The 15083-nt window shown below is 63.5% G+C and carries 14 protein-coding genes; 3 read left to right on the forward strand and 11 right to left on the reverse strand.

Features of this window, described 5'->3' with window-relative positions:
- A partial coding sequence (gene polA / locus DH10_RS20670) for a DNA polymerase I (RefSeq protein WP_192385275.1) occupies positions 1-1975 on the forward strand: 1975 nt, incomplete at its 5' end.
- A gap of 229 nt (positions 1976-2204) precedes the next feature.
- On the opposite strand, the gene DH10_RS20675 is transcribed toward polA, so the two are convergent.
- The 8 genes from DH10_RS20675 to DH10_RS20710 form a co-directional block, all read right to left on the reverse strand.
- Entirely contained in the window at positions 2205-2609 is a 405-nt protein-coding gene (locus DH10_RS20675) for a Fur family transcriptional regulator (RefSeq protein ID WP_040972454.1), read from the reverse strand.
- Between the two features lie 126 nt (positions 2610-2735).
- Complete coding sequence (mgrA, locus tag DH10_RS20680; RefSeq protein WP_192253364.1) at positions 2736-3782, reverse strand: L-glyceraldehyde 3-phosphate reductase; 1047 nt, start codon at positions 3780-3782, stop codon at positions 2736-2738.
- A gap of 112 nt (positions 3783-3894) precedes the next feature.
- A complete protein-coding gene (locus tag DH10_RS20685; protein ID WP_192253087.1) occupies positions 3895-5037 on the reverse strand; it encodes a Gfo/Idh/MocA family protein in 1143 nt (380 codons plus the stop codon).
- Positions 5038-5048: 11 nt separating this feature from the next.
- Positions 5049-5795, reverse strand: coding sequence for a sugar phosphate isomerase/epimerase family protein (locus tag DH10_RS20690; protein ID WP_192253090.1), 747 nt, complete (start codon positions 5793-5795; stop codon positions 5049-5051).
- 33 nt (positions 5796-5828) lie between these two features.
- Positions 5829-6932: an ABC transporter ATP-binding protein gene (locus DH10_RS20695; RefSeq protein ID WP_192253367.1), complete on the reverse strand. Its 1104-nt coding sequence runs from the start codon at positions 6930-6932 to the stop codon at positions 5829-5831.
- A gap of 2 nt (positions 6933-6934) precedes the next feature.
- Positions 6935-7864, reverse strand: a complete 930-nt coding sequence (locus DH10_RS20700; protein WP_192253093.1) for a carbohydrate ABC transporter permease — start codon at positions 7862-7864, stop codon at positions 6935-6937.
- Entirely contained in the window at positions 7857-8750 is an 894-nt protein-coding gene (locus tag DH10_RS20705; protein ID WP_192253096.1) for a carbohydrate ABC transporter permease, read from the reverse strand. Before DH10_RS20705 ends, DH10_RS20700 begins: the two co-directional genes overlap by 8 nt.
- A gap of 85 nt (positions 8751-8835) precedes the next feature.
- Complete coding sequence (locus tag DH10_RS20710) at positions 8836-10074, reverse strand: ABC transporter substrate-binding protein (RefSeq protein WP_192253098.1); 1239 nt, start codon at positions 10072-10074, stop codon at positions 8836-8838.
- 385 nt (positions 10075-10459) lie between these two features.
- On the opposite strand from DH10_RS20710, the gene DH10_RS20715 reads away from it, so the two are divergent.
- Entirely contained in the window at positions 10460-11515 is a 1056-nt protein-coding gene (locus DH10_RS20715) for a LacI family transcriptional regulator (RefSeq protein WP_192253101.1), read from the forward strand.
- 25 nt (positions 11516-11540) lie between these two features.
- Here DH10_RS20715 and DH10_RS20720 read toward each other — a convergent pair whose 3' ends face one another.
- A complete protein-coding gene (locus tag DH10_RS20720) occupies positions 11541-11996 on the reverse strand; it encodes a DUF2269 family protein (protein WP_192253104.1) in 456 nt (151 codons plus the stop codon).
- Between the two features lie 153 nt (positions 11997-12149).
- Between DH10_RS20720 and DH10_RS20725 the strand changes: the two genes are divergently transcribed.
- On the forward strand, positions 12150-12710 hold the full coding sequence (locus DH10_RS20725; RefSeq protein WP_343221594.1) for a TetR/AcrR family transcriptional regulator: 561 nt from the start codon (positions 12150-12152) through the stop codon (positions 12708-12710).
- A gap of 26 nt (positions 12711-12736) precedes the next feature.
- On the opposite strand, the gene gndA is transcribed toward DH10_RS20725, so the two are convergent.
- Positions 12737-14164, reverse strand: a complete 1428-nt coding sequence (gndA, locus tag DH10_RS20730) for an NADP-dependent phosphogluconate dehydrogenase (protein ID WP_192253110.1) — start codon at positions 14162-14164, stop codon at positions 12737-12739.
- Between the two features lie 116 nt (positions 14165-14280).
- On the reverse strand, positions 14281-15083 hold an 803-nt coding region (locus DH10_RS20735), incomplete at its 5' end, for a copper resistance D family protein (protein ID WP_192385277.1).

Here is a 15083-nt window from a genome sequence, read left to right on the forward strand (position 1 = left end):
GGCGACGCCGAACGGCGCCGCGAAGCCGGCCGCTCCACCTGTCGGGGGCGAGGATGCTCCGCCGCAGGGCGACACCCCTTCCCTGCTCTCGGCGCTGCGGCTGGAACAGGCGACGGCGCGCAGGATCGACCCTTCGGCCTACGTTGCCATTCGCGATACGGCCGCGCTGAATGCTTGGATCGCCGAGGCGAAGGAAGCCGGCATCCTGGCCTTCGACGCCGAGACCACCTCGTCCGACCCGATGCAGGCCGACTTGGTCGGCCTCTCCATGGCGGTCGCGCCGGGCCGGGCTGTCTACTTGCCGCTCGCCCACATGAGCGGCAATGGCGACCTGCTTGGCGGCGGCCTTCTGTCGGACCAGATCCCGGTCCGTGAAGCGCTGGCGCTGCTCAAGCCCCTGCTCGAGGACAGGTCGGTCCTCAAGATCGTGCAGGACATGAAATACGATATCGTCGTGATGAGCCGGCATGGCATCGAGGTCGGGCCGTTCGACGACACGATGCTGGTCTCCTACGTGCTCGATGCCGGCACGTCCGGCGGCCACGACCTCGCCTCGCTGTCGGAGAAGTGGCTCGGCCATGCCCCGGCCTCGAAGAAGGAGCTTGCCGGCTCGGGAAAGAGCGCCGTCGGCTTCGACCAGGTCGACATCGGGCGGGCGACCGCCTATGCCGGCGAGCAGGCCGACCTGGCGCTGCGGCTCTGGCAGTTGCTGAAGCCCAGGCTTGCCGCCAAGGGCCTGGTTTCCGTCTATGAACGGCTGGAGCGCCCGCTGGTGCCTGTGCTCGCCCGGATGGAGCAGCGCGGCATTTCGGTCGATCGCCAGATCCTCTCCAGGCTGTCGGGCGAGCTGGCGCAAGGCGCCGCCCGTGTCGAGGAGGAAATCTACGGGATCGTCGGCGAGCGCATCAACATCGGCTCGCCGAAACAGCTCGGCGACATATTGTTCGGCAGGATGGGCCTGCCGGGCGGGTCCAAAACCAAGACAGGTCAGTGGTCGACCTCGGCGCAGCTTCTGGAAGACCTCGCCGCCGAGGGCCACGAGCTGCCGCGCAAGATCGTCGACTGGCGCCAACTCACCAAGCTGAAATCGACCTATACCGACGCGCTGCCGGGCTTCATCAACCCCGGCACCAACCGCGTCCATACCTCATACGCTCTGGCGGCGACCACGACCGGCCGCCTGTCCTCATCCGATCCCAATCTGCAGAACATCCCGGTGCGTACCGCGGAAGGCCGCAAGATCAGGACCGCCTTCATCGCCGAAAAGGGCCACAAGCTGGTTTCGGCCGACTACAGCCAGATCGAATTGCGCGTGCTTGCCCATGTCGCCGAGATCCCTCAACTCAAGCAGGCCTTCGCCGACGGCGCCGACATCCATGCCATCACGGCGTCGGAAATGTTCAACGTGCCGGTCGAAGGCATGCCTTCGGAAGTGCGCCGGCGCGCCAAGGCGATCAATTTCGGCATCATTTACGGCATCTCGGCCTTCGGCCTCGCCAACCAGCTGTCGATCCCTCGCGAGGAGGCGAGCGCCTACATCAAGCGCTACTTCGAGCGCTTCCCGGGCATCCGCGACTATATCGAGGAAACCAAAGCCTATGCGCGCGAATACGGCTTCGTCGAAACGATCTTCGGCCGCCGCATCCACTATCCGGAGATAAGGTCCTCCAATCCATCGGTCCGCGCCTTCAACGAGCGCGCCTCGATCAATGCGAGGCTCCAGGGCACCGCCGCCGACATCATCCGCCGCGCCATGGTGCATATGGAAGAAGCGCTGGAGAAGGCGAAGCTTTCGGCCCGCATGCTGCTTCAGGTCCACGACGAACTGATCTTCGAAACGGTGGAAGCGGAGGTCGAGGCGACGATCCCCGTCGTGCGCCGCGTCATGGAAAACGCGCCGATGCCGGCCGTCTCGATGTCGGTGCCGCTGCATGTCGATGCGCGGGCCGCCGACAACTGGGACGAGGCGCATTGAGTTTTCCGCCTTCACGCACAGCAAGCCAGCCGTAGCGATCCTTCGCGTCCTGCCGGACATCTCCACCATTTGGGAGATCAGATGTCGCCGCCGTTTTCGCCAATCGCCAGCGGTGCAGGAATGTTGGCATGGGCGGAGTTGCCAATCTCGCCCCAAATGGTGGAGATGTCCGGCAGGACAGAGGGGGGCGCTGTCCCGCCGGCTTAAAGAGTTTTTATGCTACGCTGCGTTAAGCCGCCTCGGCCCTGCACTTGGCGCAAACCCCCCGAAACTCGATCACCGCCTTCTTGGCGGCGAAACCCGTCGAGCGCACCCATTCGTCCAGCCGGTGGTCGACATCGTGGTCGGACATCTCGGTTACCTGGCCGCAGCTGTCGCAGATGGCGAAGGCGGTCATCGAATGGCTGTGGTCGTGCGGCTCGGCGCAGGCGACGAAGGAGTTGAGGCTTTCCAGCCGGTGCACAAAGCCCGACTTTACCAGCGTGTCGAGCGCGCGGTAGACCTGCAGCGGCGCCCGGAAGCCGCGCTCGCGCAGCTGGTCGAGCAGCATATAGGCGCTGAGCGGCCCGCTGGCGGCTTCGAGCTTCTCGAGCACGCACAGCTGGTTCTTGGTCAGCGTATCCCTTGCCGTCATCTTGTCCGTCCGGTCGTCGCGCCGTTTCGCGAGTCGATTGTGCACGCAAACGGTCTCAGGTCCATGAGATAGCGACGATCGAGCATTTTTGCCACTGTTTCCGCAGTCGGCCGCCCGGCGCGGCCACTACTTGCGCGACGGTCCCTTGCGCTCGGCGGATGCCGCCCAAAGGTTGATGTCGGCCTCGCGTGCGTAGGTGTCGATCTCGGCCAGTTCGGCATCGCTGAACTCGAGCGCCTTGAGCGCCCCGACGCAATCCTCGACCTGTTCGGGCCGGCTGGCGCCGATCAGCGCCGTGGTCACGCGTCCCTTGCGCAATACCCAGGCCAGCGCCATCTGCGCCAACGTCTGGCCGCGCCGTCCGGCGATGGCGTTGAGCGCCTTGATATTGGCGATCGACTTGTCGTTGATGAAGGCCGGACGCAGCGACTTGCCTTGGGATGCGCGGCTGCCTTCCGGGATGCCGCCGACATATTTGTCGGTCAGCATGCCTTGCGCCAGCGGCGAGAACACGATCGAGCCGATGCCGAGCCCCTCCAGCGTGTCCAGAAGCCCATCCTCCTCCACCCAGCGGTTGAGCATCGAATAGCTCGGCTGGTGGATCAGGCAAGGCGTACCGAGTTGCCTCAATATGTCGGCCGCCTCGCGCGTGCGCTGCGAATTGTAGGAGGAGATGCCGGCATAGAGCGCCTTGCCCGAACGCACGGCATGATCGAGCGCGCCCATGGTTTCTTCCAGCGGCGTCTCGGGGTCGAAGCGGTGGGAATAGAAGATGTCGACATAGTCCAGCCCCATTCGCTTGAGGCTCTGGTCGAGGCTCGCCAGCACATATTTGCGGCTGCCCCATTCGCCATAAGGGCCGGCCCACATCTCATAGCCCGCCTTGGTCGAGATGATCAGCTCGTCGCGATAGCCGGCGAAATCGGTGCGCAGGATCTCGCCGAACGCGGTCTCGGCCGAGCCGGGCGGCGGGCCGTAATTGTTGGCGAGGTCGAAATGCGTGATGCCGAGGTCGAAGGCCTTGCGCACGATCGCCTGCTTGGTCCTGTGCGGCGTGTCGTTGCCGAAATTGTGCCACAGCCCGAGCGAGATGGCCGGCAGCTTGAGGCCGGACCGCCCGCAGCGGTTGTAGATCATCTTCTCGTAGCGGTTCTCGGCGGCGACATAGGGCATGGGGAAATCCTCGGAATCGAAGCGACGCGGCGAGCGCCGCGGCGAATTTGAATCGATGCTTGTCCCCATCCATACCCTCTCCCCGACGAAACGGGGAGAGGGTAGTTGCCACCTACTTCTTCTTCGCCAGCAGCGCCTTGGCTTCCTTGATGCCAAGCGCCGCCGGCCGCTCGCAGGTTGTCTGCATGGCGACGAACTTGCCGCTTTCGCCGGAGCGCAGGATGCCGGTCATGACGTCGACGGCGTGCAGCGCCAGCTCCATCGAACAGCGGTGCGGCCGCCCTTCGGCGATCGCGATCGCCATGTCGGCAAGGCCGGCGGTGCGGTAGTTCGCCATCATGCCGTGACCGTGCATCTCGTTGGGCACACCGAACGGATGATCCCACTTCGGCAGCTTCTTCACCGGCTTGGTCGCGTCGGTGAAGCGCACCTCGCCGCCGAAGAAGTTCGGGTCCGGCACGAAGACGGTGCCCGCCTCGCCATAGAGCTCCATCGGCGCGTGGCCGTGGCTCCAGACGTCCCAGCTGGTGTTGAGCGTCACCACCGCGCCATTCGCGAATTCGAGCAGCGCATGGATGGTGGTCGGCGTGTTGACCGGGATCTTTTCGCCCGCGCGCGGTTTGGAGCTGATAGTCCGCTCCTTGGCTGGCGTCGCCGCAAAAGCCGCCACCTGCTTCACCGGCCCGATCAGCTGGATCAGGTTGGTGACATAGTACGGACCGATGTCGAGCACCGGCCCGGCGCCCGGCTGGAAGAAGAAGTCCGGATTGGGGTGCCAGTGTTCCATGCCGTGGCCCATGACATGGCAGGTGCCGCTGGTGATCTTGCCGAGCTTGCCGCTGTCGATCAGCTCGCGCGCCAGCTGATGCGCGCCGCCGAAGAACGTGTCCGGCGCCGATCCGATGCGCAGCCCTTTCTTCTCAGCCAGTTTCTTGAGGTCGAGCCCCTCCTCGATCGACAGCACGAAGGGCTTTTCCGAATAGACGTGCTTGCCGGCCTCGAGCACCGCTTTCGACACTTCGTAGTGCACGGCCGGAATAGTAAGGTTAACGATGATGTCGATCTCGTCGTCCTTGAGAAGGTCGTCGACCGTCTCGGCGCGGAGCTTGAACTCCTTCGCCCGCATCTTCGCCGCATCCATGTTGATATCCGCGCAGGCGCGCATCTTGATGCCGCGGAACAGCGGCGCCAGCGAGAAATACGCCTTCGAGATGTTGCCGCAGCCGATGACGCCTACGCCAAGTTTGTTTGCCATGATGGTATGTCCTAGTAATTCTTGACGGATTCGATCGAGCGACGGGCGAAGCGCTCGATGTCGTTGGGGTTGTCCTGCTCCATGACGAAATACTGCGCCGCGCTCTTGGCGCGCAACGCCTTGATCAGGCCGGGCCAGTCGATGGTGCCGTGACCCACATCCGACCAGCCGTCCTCGTCCAGCCCTTCGCCGGGCTTGGCCATGTCCTTGACGTGGACGGCATTGATGCGCTTGCCGTGCTTCTCGATCCAGGGCAGCGGATCGGCGCCGCCGCGCACCACCCAGGCGACGTCCATCTCCCAGCCGATATCGGGCGCCGCGGACAGGATATGATCCTGCGGCAGCGAGCCGTCGGCGAGCGCCTTGAATTCGAAATCATGGTTGTGCCAGGCAAAGCCGTAGCCGGCCTTCTCCGCGGCCTCGCCGACCTTGGCGAGCCGCTCGCCGAAGCCGCGCCAGCCGGCGGCATCGCCCGGCCGCGCATCGGGCATCAGGTAGGGGCAGATCAGCAGCTTGACGCCAAGCGCATCGGCGATTTTTCGCACGCCGTCGAAATCCTTCTCGAGTGCCTCGATCGAAAAATGCCCGGTCGGCATGGCGAGCCCGTTCTTATCGAGCTCGGCGCGGAATGCCTTGGGATCGTCATAGACGCCGCCAAAGCCTTCGACTTCCTTGTAGCCGAGCTCGCCGAGCATTTTCAGCACGCCGTCCCATGGCTGGAAATTGCGGGCGCTGTAGAGTTGGAATGACCAGTTCATCTGTCCTGTCCGTTCTGTTTGGTCTTGGGGAGGTTAAAGGCGATTGTCGGTCTCGGCGTCGAACAGCGAGGCACGCGCCGGATCGAAGCCGATGCGGATCGCATCGCCGTTGCGCAGCGTCTTGTCGGCTTCGACGCGGAAGGAGATGATCTGGCCGCCGAGCTTCGTCCACACCAGCGTGTCGGAGCCCATCGGGTCGACGATCTCGACCGTCGACTCGGCGGTGAACGGCATGGCCCTGGCGGCTTCGCCAAATTCGATGTGCTCCGGCCGGATGCCGAACACGCAAGGCTTGGCGGCGCGTCCGCTTTCGTTATCGAACTGATAGCGGCCAAGTGGCACCGAAACACCGTCGGCCTTGAACACCGGCGCCTCGCCCGCTTCCAGGTGCCCGTTGATAAAATTCATCGCCGGCGAACCGAGGAAGCCGGCGACGAAGCGGTTGACCGGGCGATTGTAGATCGTCTGCGGCGCGTCGAGCTGCTGGATGACCCCGCCCCTCATGACGGCGATGCGGTCGGCGAGCGTCATCGCCTCGATCTGGTCGTGGGTGACGTAGATCATGGTATTCTCGAGCTTGCGGTGCAAAAGCTTGATCTCGACGCGCAGTTCCGAGCGCAGCTTGGCGTCGAGGTTGGACAGCGGCTCGTCGAACAGGAACACGTCGACGTCACGCACCAGCGCCCGCCCGATCGCCACGCGCTGCCGCTGGCCGCCGGAAAGCGCCGAAGGCTTGCGCTGCAACAGCGGCTCGATCTGCAGGATCTCCGCCGCCCGCGCGATGCGTTTGGCGATCTCATCCTTCGGCACGCCGGCAACGCGCAGCCCGAACGAGAGGTTCTTCTCCACCGTCATCTGCGGATAGAGCGCATAGGACTGGAACACCATGCCGATGCCGCGGTCCTTCGGCTCCTCCCAGGTGACGTTCTTGCCCTTGATGAAGATGCGGCCTTCCGAAATGTCGAGCAGGCCGGCGATGCAGTTGAGCAAGGTCGACTTGCCGCAGCCCGACGGCCCGAGCAGCACGATGAACTCGCCCTCGGCGACGTCCAGATTGAGCGTCTGCAGAACCGAGACCGAGCCGAAATTCAGCGACAGGTTCTGGATCGAAACGCTGGGATCGGCGATTGCAGCCATCATCATCCTTTCACCGCGCCGGCGGCGATGCCGCGCACGAAGAGCTTGCCGGAAACGAAGTAGACGATGAGCGGCACGAGGCCGGTCAGGATGGTGGCGGCCATGTTGACGTTGTATTCCTTCACGCCCTGCACCGAATTGACGATATTGTTGAGCTGCACCGTCATCGGATAGGTGTCGGGACGGGTGTAGACGACGCCGAACAGGAAGTCGTTCCAGATACCGGTCACCTGCAAGATGATGGCGACGACGAAGATCGGCAGCGACATCGGCAGCATGATGCGCAGGTAAATGCCCCAGAAGCCGGCGCCGTCGACGCGCGCAGCGCGGAACAGCTCCTCAGGCATCGACGTGAAATAATTGCGGAACAAAAGCGTCAGGATCGGCATGCCGAAGATCGAATGCACGATCACCAGCCCGGTGAGCGTGCCGTAGATGCCGATCTCGCGCAGGATGATGACGATCGGATAGATCATCACCTGATAGGGGATGAAGGCGCCGACGATCAGGATGACGAAGAAGGTGTCGGCGCCCTTGAAGCGCCAGTTGGCCAAGGCATAACCGTTCACCGAGGCGATCGCGATCGACAGCAGCACCGACGGCACGGTGATGCGCACCGAATTCCAGAAGCCGCGCGAGAGCCCGTCGCAATTGAGGCCGGTGCAGGCTTGCGACCAGGCTTTGACCCAAGGCTCGAAGGTGATCTCCAACGGCGGCGAGAAGATATTGCCGAGGCGGATTTCCGGCATGCCTTTGAGCGAGGTCACCACCATCACGTAGAGCGGCAAAAGATAATAGAGCGCCACGACGAGGAGCGTTCCGTAGAGAAAGATGTTGCGACGCGAGAGCGCATGCCGCGGCTTCGGCCCGCTCGGTCCGGACGCTGCGGATCTGATGGCAGCCGCTTCGGCGGCGACGGAAACGTCAGCCACGCTTCTTGCCTCCGAATTCGAGATAGGCCCATGGCACGATGACGATCACCACCGAGAGCAGCATCATGGTCGAGGCCGCAAAGCCCTGGCCGAGATTCTGGGCGAAGAACATGTAGTCGTAGACGTATTTTGCCGGCACCTCGGAGGCGATGCCCGGGCCGCCGCTGGTCTGGGCTACGACGAGGTCGTAGACCTTGACGATGCCGGCGGCGATGATCACCAGCGTGGTGATGAAGACCGGCCGCATCATCGGGATGACGATGAAGAGATAGGTCTTCCACATCGGTATGCCGTCGACCCGCGCGGCCTTCCAGATATCCTCGTCGATGCCGCGCAGGCCGGCCAGCATCAGGCACATGATCAGTCCCGTGCCTTGCCAGAGCGCGGCGATCGAAATGCCGTAGATGACGATGCTGGAATTATAGAGCGGGTCGAAGCTGAAGCTCGTCCAGCCGAGGTCGCGCACCACGCGCTGGATGCCGAAATCCGGATTGAGCAGCCACTGCCAGACCAGCCCGGTGACGATGAAGGAGAGCGCGAACGGATAGAGGAAGATGGTGCGGAACGTGTCCTCGAAGCGGATCTTCTGATCGAGGAGTGCTGCGAGGACGAAGCCGATGACCAACGAGAACACCAGCGCGATCACGCCGTAGATCAGAAGGTTCTCGATCGACACCAGCCAGCGCGGCGTCGCCCACAATCGATAGTACTGGTCGAGCCCGACGAAATTCAGCCGCGGCAGCAGCTTCGAATTGGTGAAGGAATAGAGCACCGTCCAGGCCGTGCCGCCGACGAAGACCACGAGCGCGGTCAGGATCATCGGGATCGACGCGACCTTGGCATTGAGATTGCGGAAGAGTTGGTTCGGGCGTTCGCTGTTGCTCATCTCGGCAGCCGCGCTGGGACAATGAGGACATCATGCTCCCGACCCGGGATAGGCAGGGGCCGGGAGCTGGCGGGGGCGCCGTCGATCAATCGGCCGAGGCGATGATGCCGGCGAAGCGCTTCTGCGCCTCTTCGAGCGTCATGTCGGGCTTGGCGAAGAATTCGGAGAACAGATCCTCCTTCTGCTTCTGGCTGTCCTGCGAGAGCAGCTGGTCCGTCCACGGGATGACGGCGCCCTTGGCCAAGATGGCGAGACCCTTCTTCATGCAGTCGTTCGCCGTGTTGAGGTCGACGTCGCCGCGCACCGGCAGCGAACCCTTCTTGAGATTGAAGGCGACCTGGGTCTTCGGATCGAGCAGGGTCTCGGCCAGAACTTCCTGCGCCTTGGACTTGTCGGCATCCTTCAGCAGCGGGAAGTAGAAGGCGTCGCCGCCGGTGGCGATGACCTCGTTCAGGCCAAGGCCGGGCAGGCAGGCATAATCCTTGCCGGCGGTCTTGCCGGCGACCTGGAATTCGCCCTGCGCCCAGTCGCCCATGATCTGGCCACCGGCCTTGCCGGTGATGACCAGATTGGTCGCCTGGTTCCAGTCCTGCACATTGGTGTTCTTAGCCATCTTGCGGGCGTCGTCGGCGGCCTTGAACACCTTGGCGATCTCAGGGCCGCCGGCGAATTTGGCGTCCTTTTCCTTGTAGACCTTGAGGAAGGCGTCGGTGCCGCCGACCGCGGCAAGCAGCACGTCGAAGGCGCCCGATGCCTGCCAGGGCTGCCCGCCGACGGCGAGCGGGATAATGCCGGCCTTTTCCAGCGCCGGCGCGGCGGCCACGAATTCATTCCAGTCCTTCGGCATCGGCACGCCAGCCTTCTGGAAGGCTTCGTTCGACAGCCAGAGCCACTGCCAGGAATGGATGTTGACCGGCACGCAATAGATCTTGCCGTCGATGGTGCAACTGTCGAGCAGGCTCTTCGGCCGCACGATTTCCGTCCACTTGTCCTTGGTGGCGAGATCGGTGAGGTCGCGCATCAGCCCGGCCTGGACAAGCTCCTCCGCCTGGCGGCCGTGGTTGAACTGGGTGGCGCCCATCGGGTCGCCGCCGGTGATGCGGCTGATCATGATCGGCCGCGCCGTGCCGCCGGAGCCGGCGATGGCGCCGTCGACCCAGTGATTGCCGGTCGCATCGAATGCCTTGGCAAGTTCAGCCACCGCCGCCGCCTCGCCGCCCGAAGTCCACCAATGGGTGACTTCGAGGTCGGTCGCGCCCGCCGGTCCGGCGAAGTTCAGCGCGACCGTCGCGGCGAACGCGGCAGTCAGGAATTTGTATCGCATTTCGGTTCCTCCCAGAATCTGAAACGTTACAGATTTTCGATACGGCAAATGGCCGGCATAGGCAACCCCCTCGAATGGAAACGGCATGAGATTTTTTCGGAGCGCGAACAAAATCCCTCTCCAATGGCGATCCGACAGCGCCCAATCCAGTCGGTTGATGCCAGAAGCCGCGAGAAATTGAGATTTCTTTGTGATTCCAGTGGCTTTCAACCCGCTCCGTCGGCACTGACCGCAATGATTGCGGCCTGCCTGTTGGTCACAGGCGTTGGCAATCTGTAACGTTTCAGTATATTGAACCGTGCCACGGGCTGGAAGCCGCGCAAATGTCGATGCGCACGATTGCCGGTCGGCCTCGCGGCTGCTATGCGCCTGATGGGCGGGACGGATGGACAGACGAGCAAGCGAGAAGGACGACGACACGTCGGCTAAGGAACGGCCGACGCTGAAGACGCTCGCCTTCATGACCGGGCTCGGCGTCACGACGGTGTCACGCGCGCTTAAGGATGCGCCGGAGATCGGCGCCGAGACCAGGCGGCGCGTCCAGCTCGTCGCCAAGCAGATCGGCTATCGCCCGAACCGCGCCGGCGTGAGGCTGAGGACCGGCAAGACCAATGTCATCAGCCTGGTGCTTAACACCGAGCACGAGCTGATGAGCTTCGTCTCAGACATCATCTATGGCGTCACGGAAGTGATCGCCGACACGCCCTATCACCTGATCGTCACGCCCTACTCGCGCTCGCAGGATCCGCTCGATCCGGTGCGCTACCTGGTGGAGACCGGCTCCGCCGACGGCGTCATCATTTCACGCACGCAGCCCAATGACCCCAGAGCACGCTACATGCTGGAGCGCGGCATTCCCTTCGCCACGCATGGCCGCACCGACATGGGACTGGTGCATCCCTATCACGACTTCGACAACTATGCTTTTGCCAGCGAAGCCGTGCGGCATCTGGCCGGCATCGGCCGGCGCCGGCTCGCTTTGCTGACGCCACCCATCGGCCTGACCTATCGCGGCCACACTGTGGACGGTTTCACCGATGCGTTGAGCGAAGTCGGCGCCAGCGAAGTGCCGTTCAACACCGTCACGATCGACCATTCGATCGAGCAGATCAGGATGCGGACCGCGCAGCTGATGCGGCGCGAGGATCGGCCGGACGGCTTCGTCAGCAGCGCCGCGGCGGCGACGCTCGCCATTGTCGCCGGCATCGAGGATGCCGGCCTGAAGCTCGGCCGCGATGTTGATGTGGTGTCGAAACAATCGTCGGAACTGCTGCATCTGTTCCGGCGCGAACTGCTGGTGGTCAACGAGAATTTCCGGCTCGCCGGCTCCGAGCTCGCCCGCGCGGTGCTCGGCTGGATCGGCGGCAAGGAACCCGGCTCATTGCAGTCACTCAGCAAACCGGGCGAGGTTCAGGCTTACCGACATTCGGGAGAAAAGTGACGCTGCGCCTCCATGACGGCGATCATCATGCAAAGGGGTTCAGTTCGGGCTTCACTGTCATCAAGGCGACAATGAGCGCAAAGATCGTGATCATGGCTATGCGTCCAGCTAGCGCGCGTTTGTCGCCAGCAAATGCTTTGATCTCTTCACCAGAGATGGCGCCGCGGAGCGCTGTCTGGGCCTGCGCCGCCCAGGGGCGTACGAGCTTGTGCTCGACCGCAATCAAGACGGCGATCAGCGCAAGCGACACCACCAGCCACGGCGTCAGCAGGGACCAGTCGCCAAGAAAGACAAGGACGATGCCGGCAAGCACACCGGCGACCACCAGAAGCCCTGCAAAACGACTGGCAAAGAAAGCCAGTCTGGCCGGCCCTCGCTGACCTCGTCGGGCAGGAACTAGCAGAAGTTCGTTCGCCACGAACAATAGCAAAGCGGCGCACATGGCGTACGCATGGATTCCTAAAACAGTTCCATAGAGCATCTGTCATCGTCCAAATCGTTGGGGAGCGTTGGTAGACATAATGCGAGCGATAGCTCACAATTGTCTACTCGCATTGGGACCGACTGGAAGATGGCACCTAAGCCGCTCACGAATCCAAGGAAGAACGCCTCTCAGGAGAGGTCGCGCGCGACGGTGGACGCGCTTGTCGACGCGACCGCTCGCATTCTGGTCCGGGACGGTTTCGACCGGGCCAGCACCAACCGGATCGCCGAACAGGCCGGCGTGAGCATCGGCTCGCTTTACCAGTATTACCCGGGCAAGGAAGCGCTCGTTGCTGCCGTCATCGATCGTCACAACCAGGATATCATGCAGGTCGTGCGGAGGGTGTTTGCGGAGGTCGCCTCGCAGCCGATCGAGACGGCAGTGCGCCGACTTGTTGCCGTCGCGATCGAGGCGCATCGCATCGACCCCAAGCTGCATCGTGTCCTTGCCGAGCAGATTCCGCGCACGGGACGCCTCGAAAACGTGGAAGCCTTCAATCGTGAAGCCCATGCTCTCTTCATGAGCTATCTCGAAAGCCACAGCGACGAGCTACGCGTGGCCGATCTTGGACTTGCAGCCTTCGTGTGCGTGACTTCGATCGAAGCGCTGGCCCATAACGCGGTGTTGCACAGCTCTGAGAAGCTGTCGAACAAAGCGGCCGAAACGCTCATTGATGAGGCCACTCGGCTCGTGATCGGATATCTGAAATAGACGTTCCGCGAGAGCGGCGGCTCGTCTCACCCACTCGCCCCGCTGCCCCACGGGCCATGGAACGCCCCCTGCTCGCCGATCCGCTCGAAGCCGTGCGCGCCGAAGAAATCACGCTGCGCCTGGATGAGGTTCGACGTGCCGCGGCCCTGGCGGTAGCTGTCGAAATAAGCGAGCGCCGACGACAGCGCCGGCACCGGCGAGCCCGCCTCGGAGGCCTTGGCCACGATGCGCCTGAGCGACGGATGCGCCTCCTTCATCATGGCGATGAAGGCCGGCGCCATCAAAAGATTCGTCGAAGCGCCGCCTGACCCGAAAGCCTCCGCCATCGTGTCCAGCATCTGCGAGCGGATGATGCAGCCGGCGCGCCAGATCTTGGCGATGGTCGGCATCGGCAGGTTCCAGTTGAACTCCTTCGAGGCGCCGCTCATCACGGCGAAGCCCTGCGCATAGGCCGCGATCTTGCCGGCGAACAACGCCAGTTCGAGATCCTTCAGCAAGGCTGCCTTGTCGCCGGAAATCTTCTCGACGCCGATATTGCCGTAGGCCTTTTCCGCCGCCTGCCGCTCGTCCTTGATCGAGGACAGCACGCGTGCAGCGACCGCGGCCTCGATGGCTGTCGCCGGAATGCCGAGTTGCTGCGCCTCGATGACCGACCATTTGCCGGTGCCCTTCTGGCCGGCACGATCGAGGATGATGTCGACCACCGGCTTGCCGGTTTTCGGATCGTCGGCGGCGAGAACCTTGGCGGTGATCTCGATCAGATAGGAGTTGAGCCGGCCCTTGTTCCAGTCTTCGAAGACCTTGCCGATCTCCTTCGGCCCCATGCCGAGCCCGTCGCGCAGGATGCCGTAGATCTCGGCGATCATCTGCATGTCGGCATATTCGATGCCGTTATGGATTGTCTTGACGAAATGGCCGGCGCCATCGGTGCCGAGCCAGGCGGCGCAAGGCTCGTCCTTGAATTTGGCTGAGATCGCCGTCAGCACCTTCTCAACGCGCTTCCAGGACTCCTCCGTGCCGCCGACCATGATCGACGGCCCGTGACGCGCGCCCTCCTCGCCGCCGGACACGCCCATGCCGATGAAGGTCAGGCCCGAGCCGGAGAGTTCGGAAAAGCGCCGCATCGTGTCACGGAAATTGGCATTGCCGGCGTCGATGACGATGTCGTTGGCCGACAGCACCCCGCGAAGTGCCGCGATCTGCTCGTCGACCGGCTTGCCGGCCAGCACCATGATGATGATCGGCCGAGGCGGCCGGATCGCCGCGGCAAGTTCCTCCAGGCTGTAGCAAGGGACGATCCTGTCCTTCAGCGACCCTGCGCCCTCGACAAAGGCATCGGTGCGCGATCGCGTCCGGTTGAAGACGGCGATGCGGTGCCCGTGCTCGGCGATGTTGAGCGCCAGGTTGGAGCCCATCGTGCCAAGACCGATAAGGCCGATTTCGGCTTTTTCCATCGTTTCTTCCCTGCTTTCGGATCGTTTGTTGGAAGTCGCTTTTGCAAGGATGATTGACGGGCCTTCGCGACCGCGTCAACCGCCTCGCCGAATTGTATCATTGCGAGAAGGGCGGACTAATCGGATCGAATTTCGATTGGTGCCTCGATCTTCACTAACTCGAAATCCGAAACGAGGATATCAAGCCGAGCGTTCCAGCGACCGGGCAGTGGAATAACGAGATTGTCGACCCGCCAGGTGCCGTCGCCGGGTTTCGTCGCCGGCCGCTTGATCGGCTCGATGCCGGAATCCGGCTTCGACAGTACCAGCGTCACCGCCTTGGCGTCGAGCGGACCGAAATCGCCGGTCATGATGACCATCGAAGCGGCCACCTGACCGGCGTGGCCGGGCGTGATGCTGAGGTCGGCCATCGCCTGCAGCGTATGGATATGGACCGACACCGGCTGCGCCGCGGCGATCGCCAGCGCGCGCGGCGGCGGCGTGAAGCGCCAGCCGGCGGCGACGCCGAAGATGGCGAGCACGATCAGCGTCTCGATGCCGATCGAGCGCACCAGCCGTCGTTGCACCTCCGTGTCGCCCGCTTCGGCCGGCGCGGTCAGCGTCCAGCGGTTGACGGAGGCGAGCGTGAACAGGAACAGCAGCAAGGCGAGCTTCAGCAGCAGCAGGCGGCCATAGGCGGTGTTGATCAATGCAGCCGGTGTCTGCACCTGGATGATCGCCAGCACGATGCCGCTTGCGGCGAGCACGGCGACCACGGGCAGGATGGCGCGCGAGAACCGTCGCAGGAAAACCTGCGCCTCCGCCGGCTGGAACCGCAAGGCAAGGCCGAGCGGCGCCAGCGCGCCCGTCCAAAAGGCGATGGCCGCACCGTGCAGGAACACCAGGGGCCGCGTCAGCCATTGCGGCTCGGCGGCACTGG

This window comes from Mesorhizobium silamurunense (assembly GCF_014843825.1).
Classification (GTDB): Bacteria; Pseudomonadota; Alphaproteobacteria; order Rhizobiales; family Rhizobiaceae; genus Mesorhizobium; species Mesorhizobium silamurunense.

Excerpts from the sequence above, each read along its gene's own strand:
- DH10_RS20675 (WP_040972454.1), bottom strand. The coding sequence starts at position 2,609 with ATGACGGCAAGGGATACGCTGACCAAGAACCAGCTGTGCGTGCTCGAG.
- mgrA (WP_192253364.1), bottom strand. The coding sequence starts at position 3,782 with ATGCCCTATGTCGCCGCCGAGAACCGCTACGAGAAGATGATCTACAAC.
- DH10_RS20685 (WP_192253087.1), bottom strand. The coding sequence starts at position 5,037 with ATGGCAAACAAACTTGGCGTAGGCGTCATCGGCTGCGGCAACATCTCG.
- DH10_RS20690 (WP_192253090.1), bottom strand. The coding sequence starts at position 5,795 with ATGAACTGGTCATTCCAACTCTACAGCGCCCGCAATTTCCAGCCATGG.
- DH10_RS20695 (WP_192253367.1), bottom strand. The coding sequence starts at position 6,932 with ATGGCTGCAATCGCCGATCCCAGCGTTTCGATCCAGAACCTGTCGCTG.
- DH10_RS20705 (WP_192253096.1), bottom strand. The coding sequence starts at position 8,750 with ATGAGCAACAGCGAACGCCCGAACCAACTCTTCCGCAATCTCAATGCC.
- DH10_RS20710 (WP_192253098.1), bottom strand. The coding sequence starts at position 10,074 with ATGCGATACAAATTCCTGACTGCCGCGTTCGCCGCGACGGTCGCGCTG.
- DH10_RS20715 (WP_192253101.1), top strand. The coding sequence starts at position 10,460 with ATGGACAGACGAGCAAGCGAGAAGGACGACGACACGTCGGCTAAGGAA.
- DH10_RS20720 (WP_192253104.1), bottom strand. The coding sequence starts at position 11,996 with ATGCTCTATGGAACTGTTTTAGGAATCCATGCGTACGCCATGTGCGCC.
- gndA (WP_192253110.1), bottom strand. The coding sequence starts at position 14,164 with ATGGAAAAAGCCGAAATCGGCCTTATCGGTCTTGGCACGATGGGCTCC.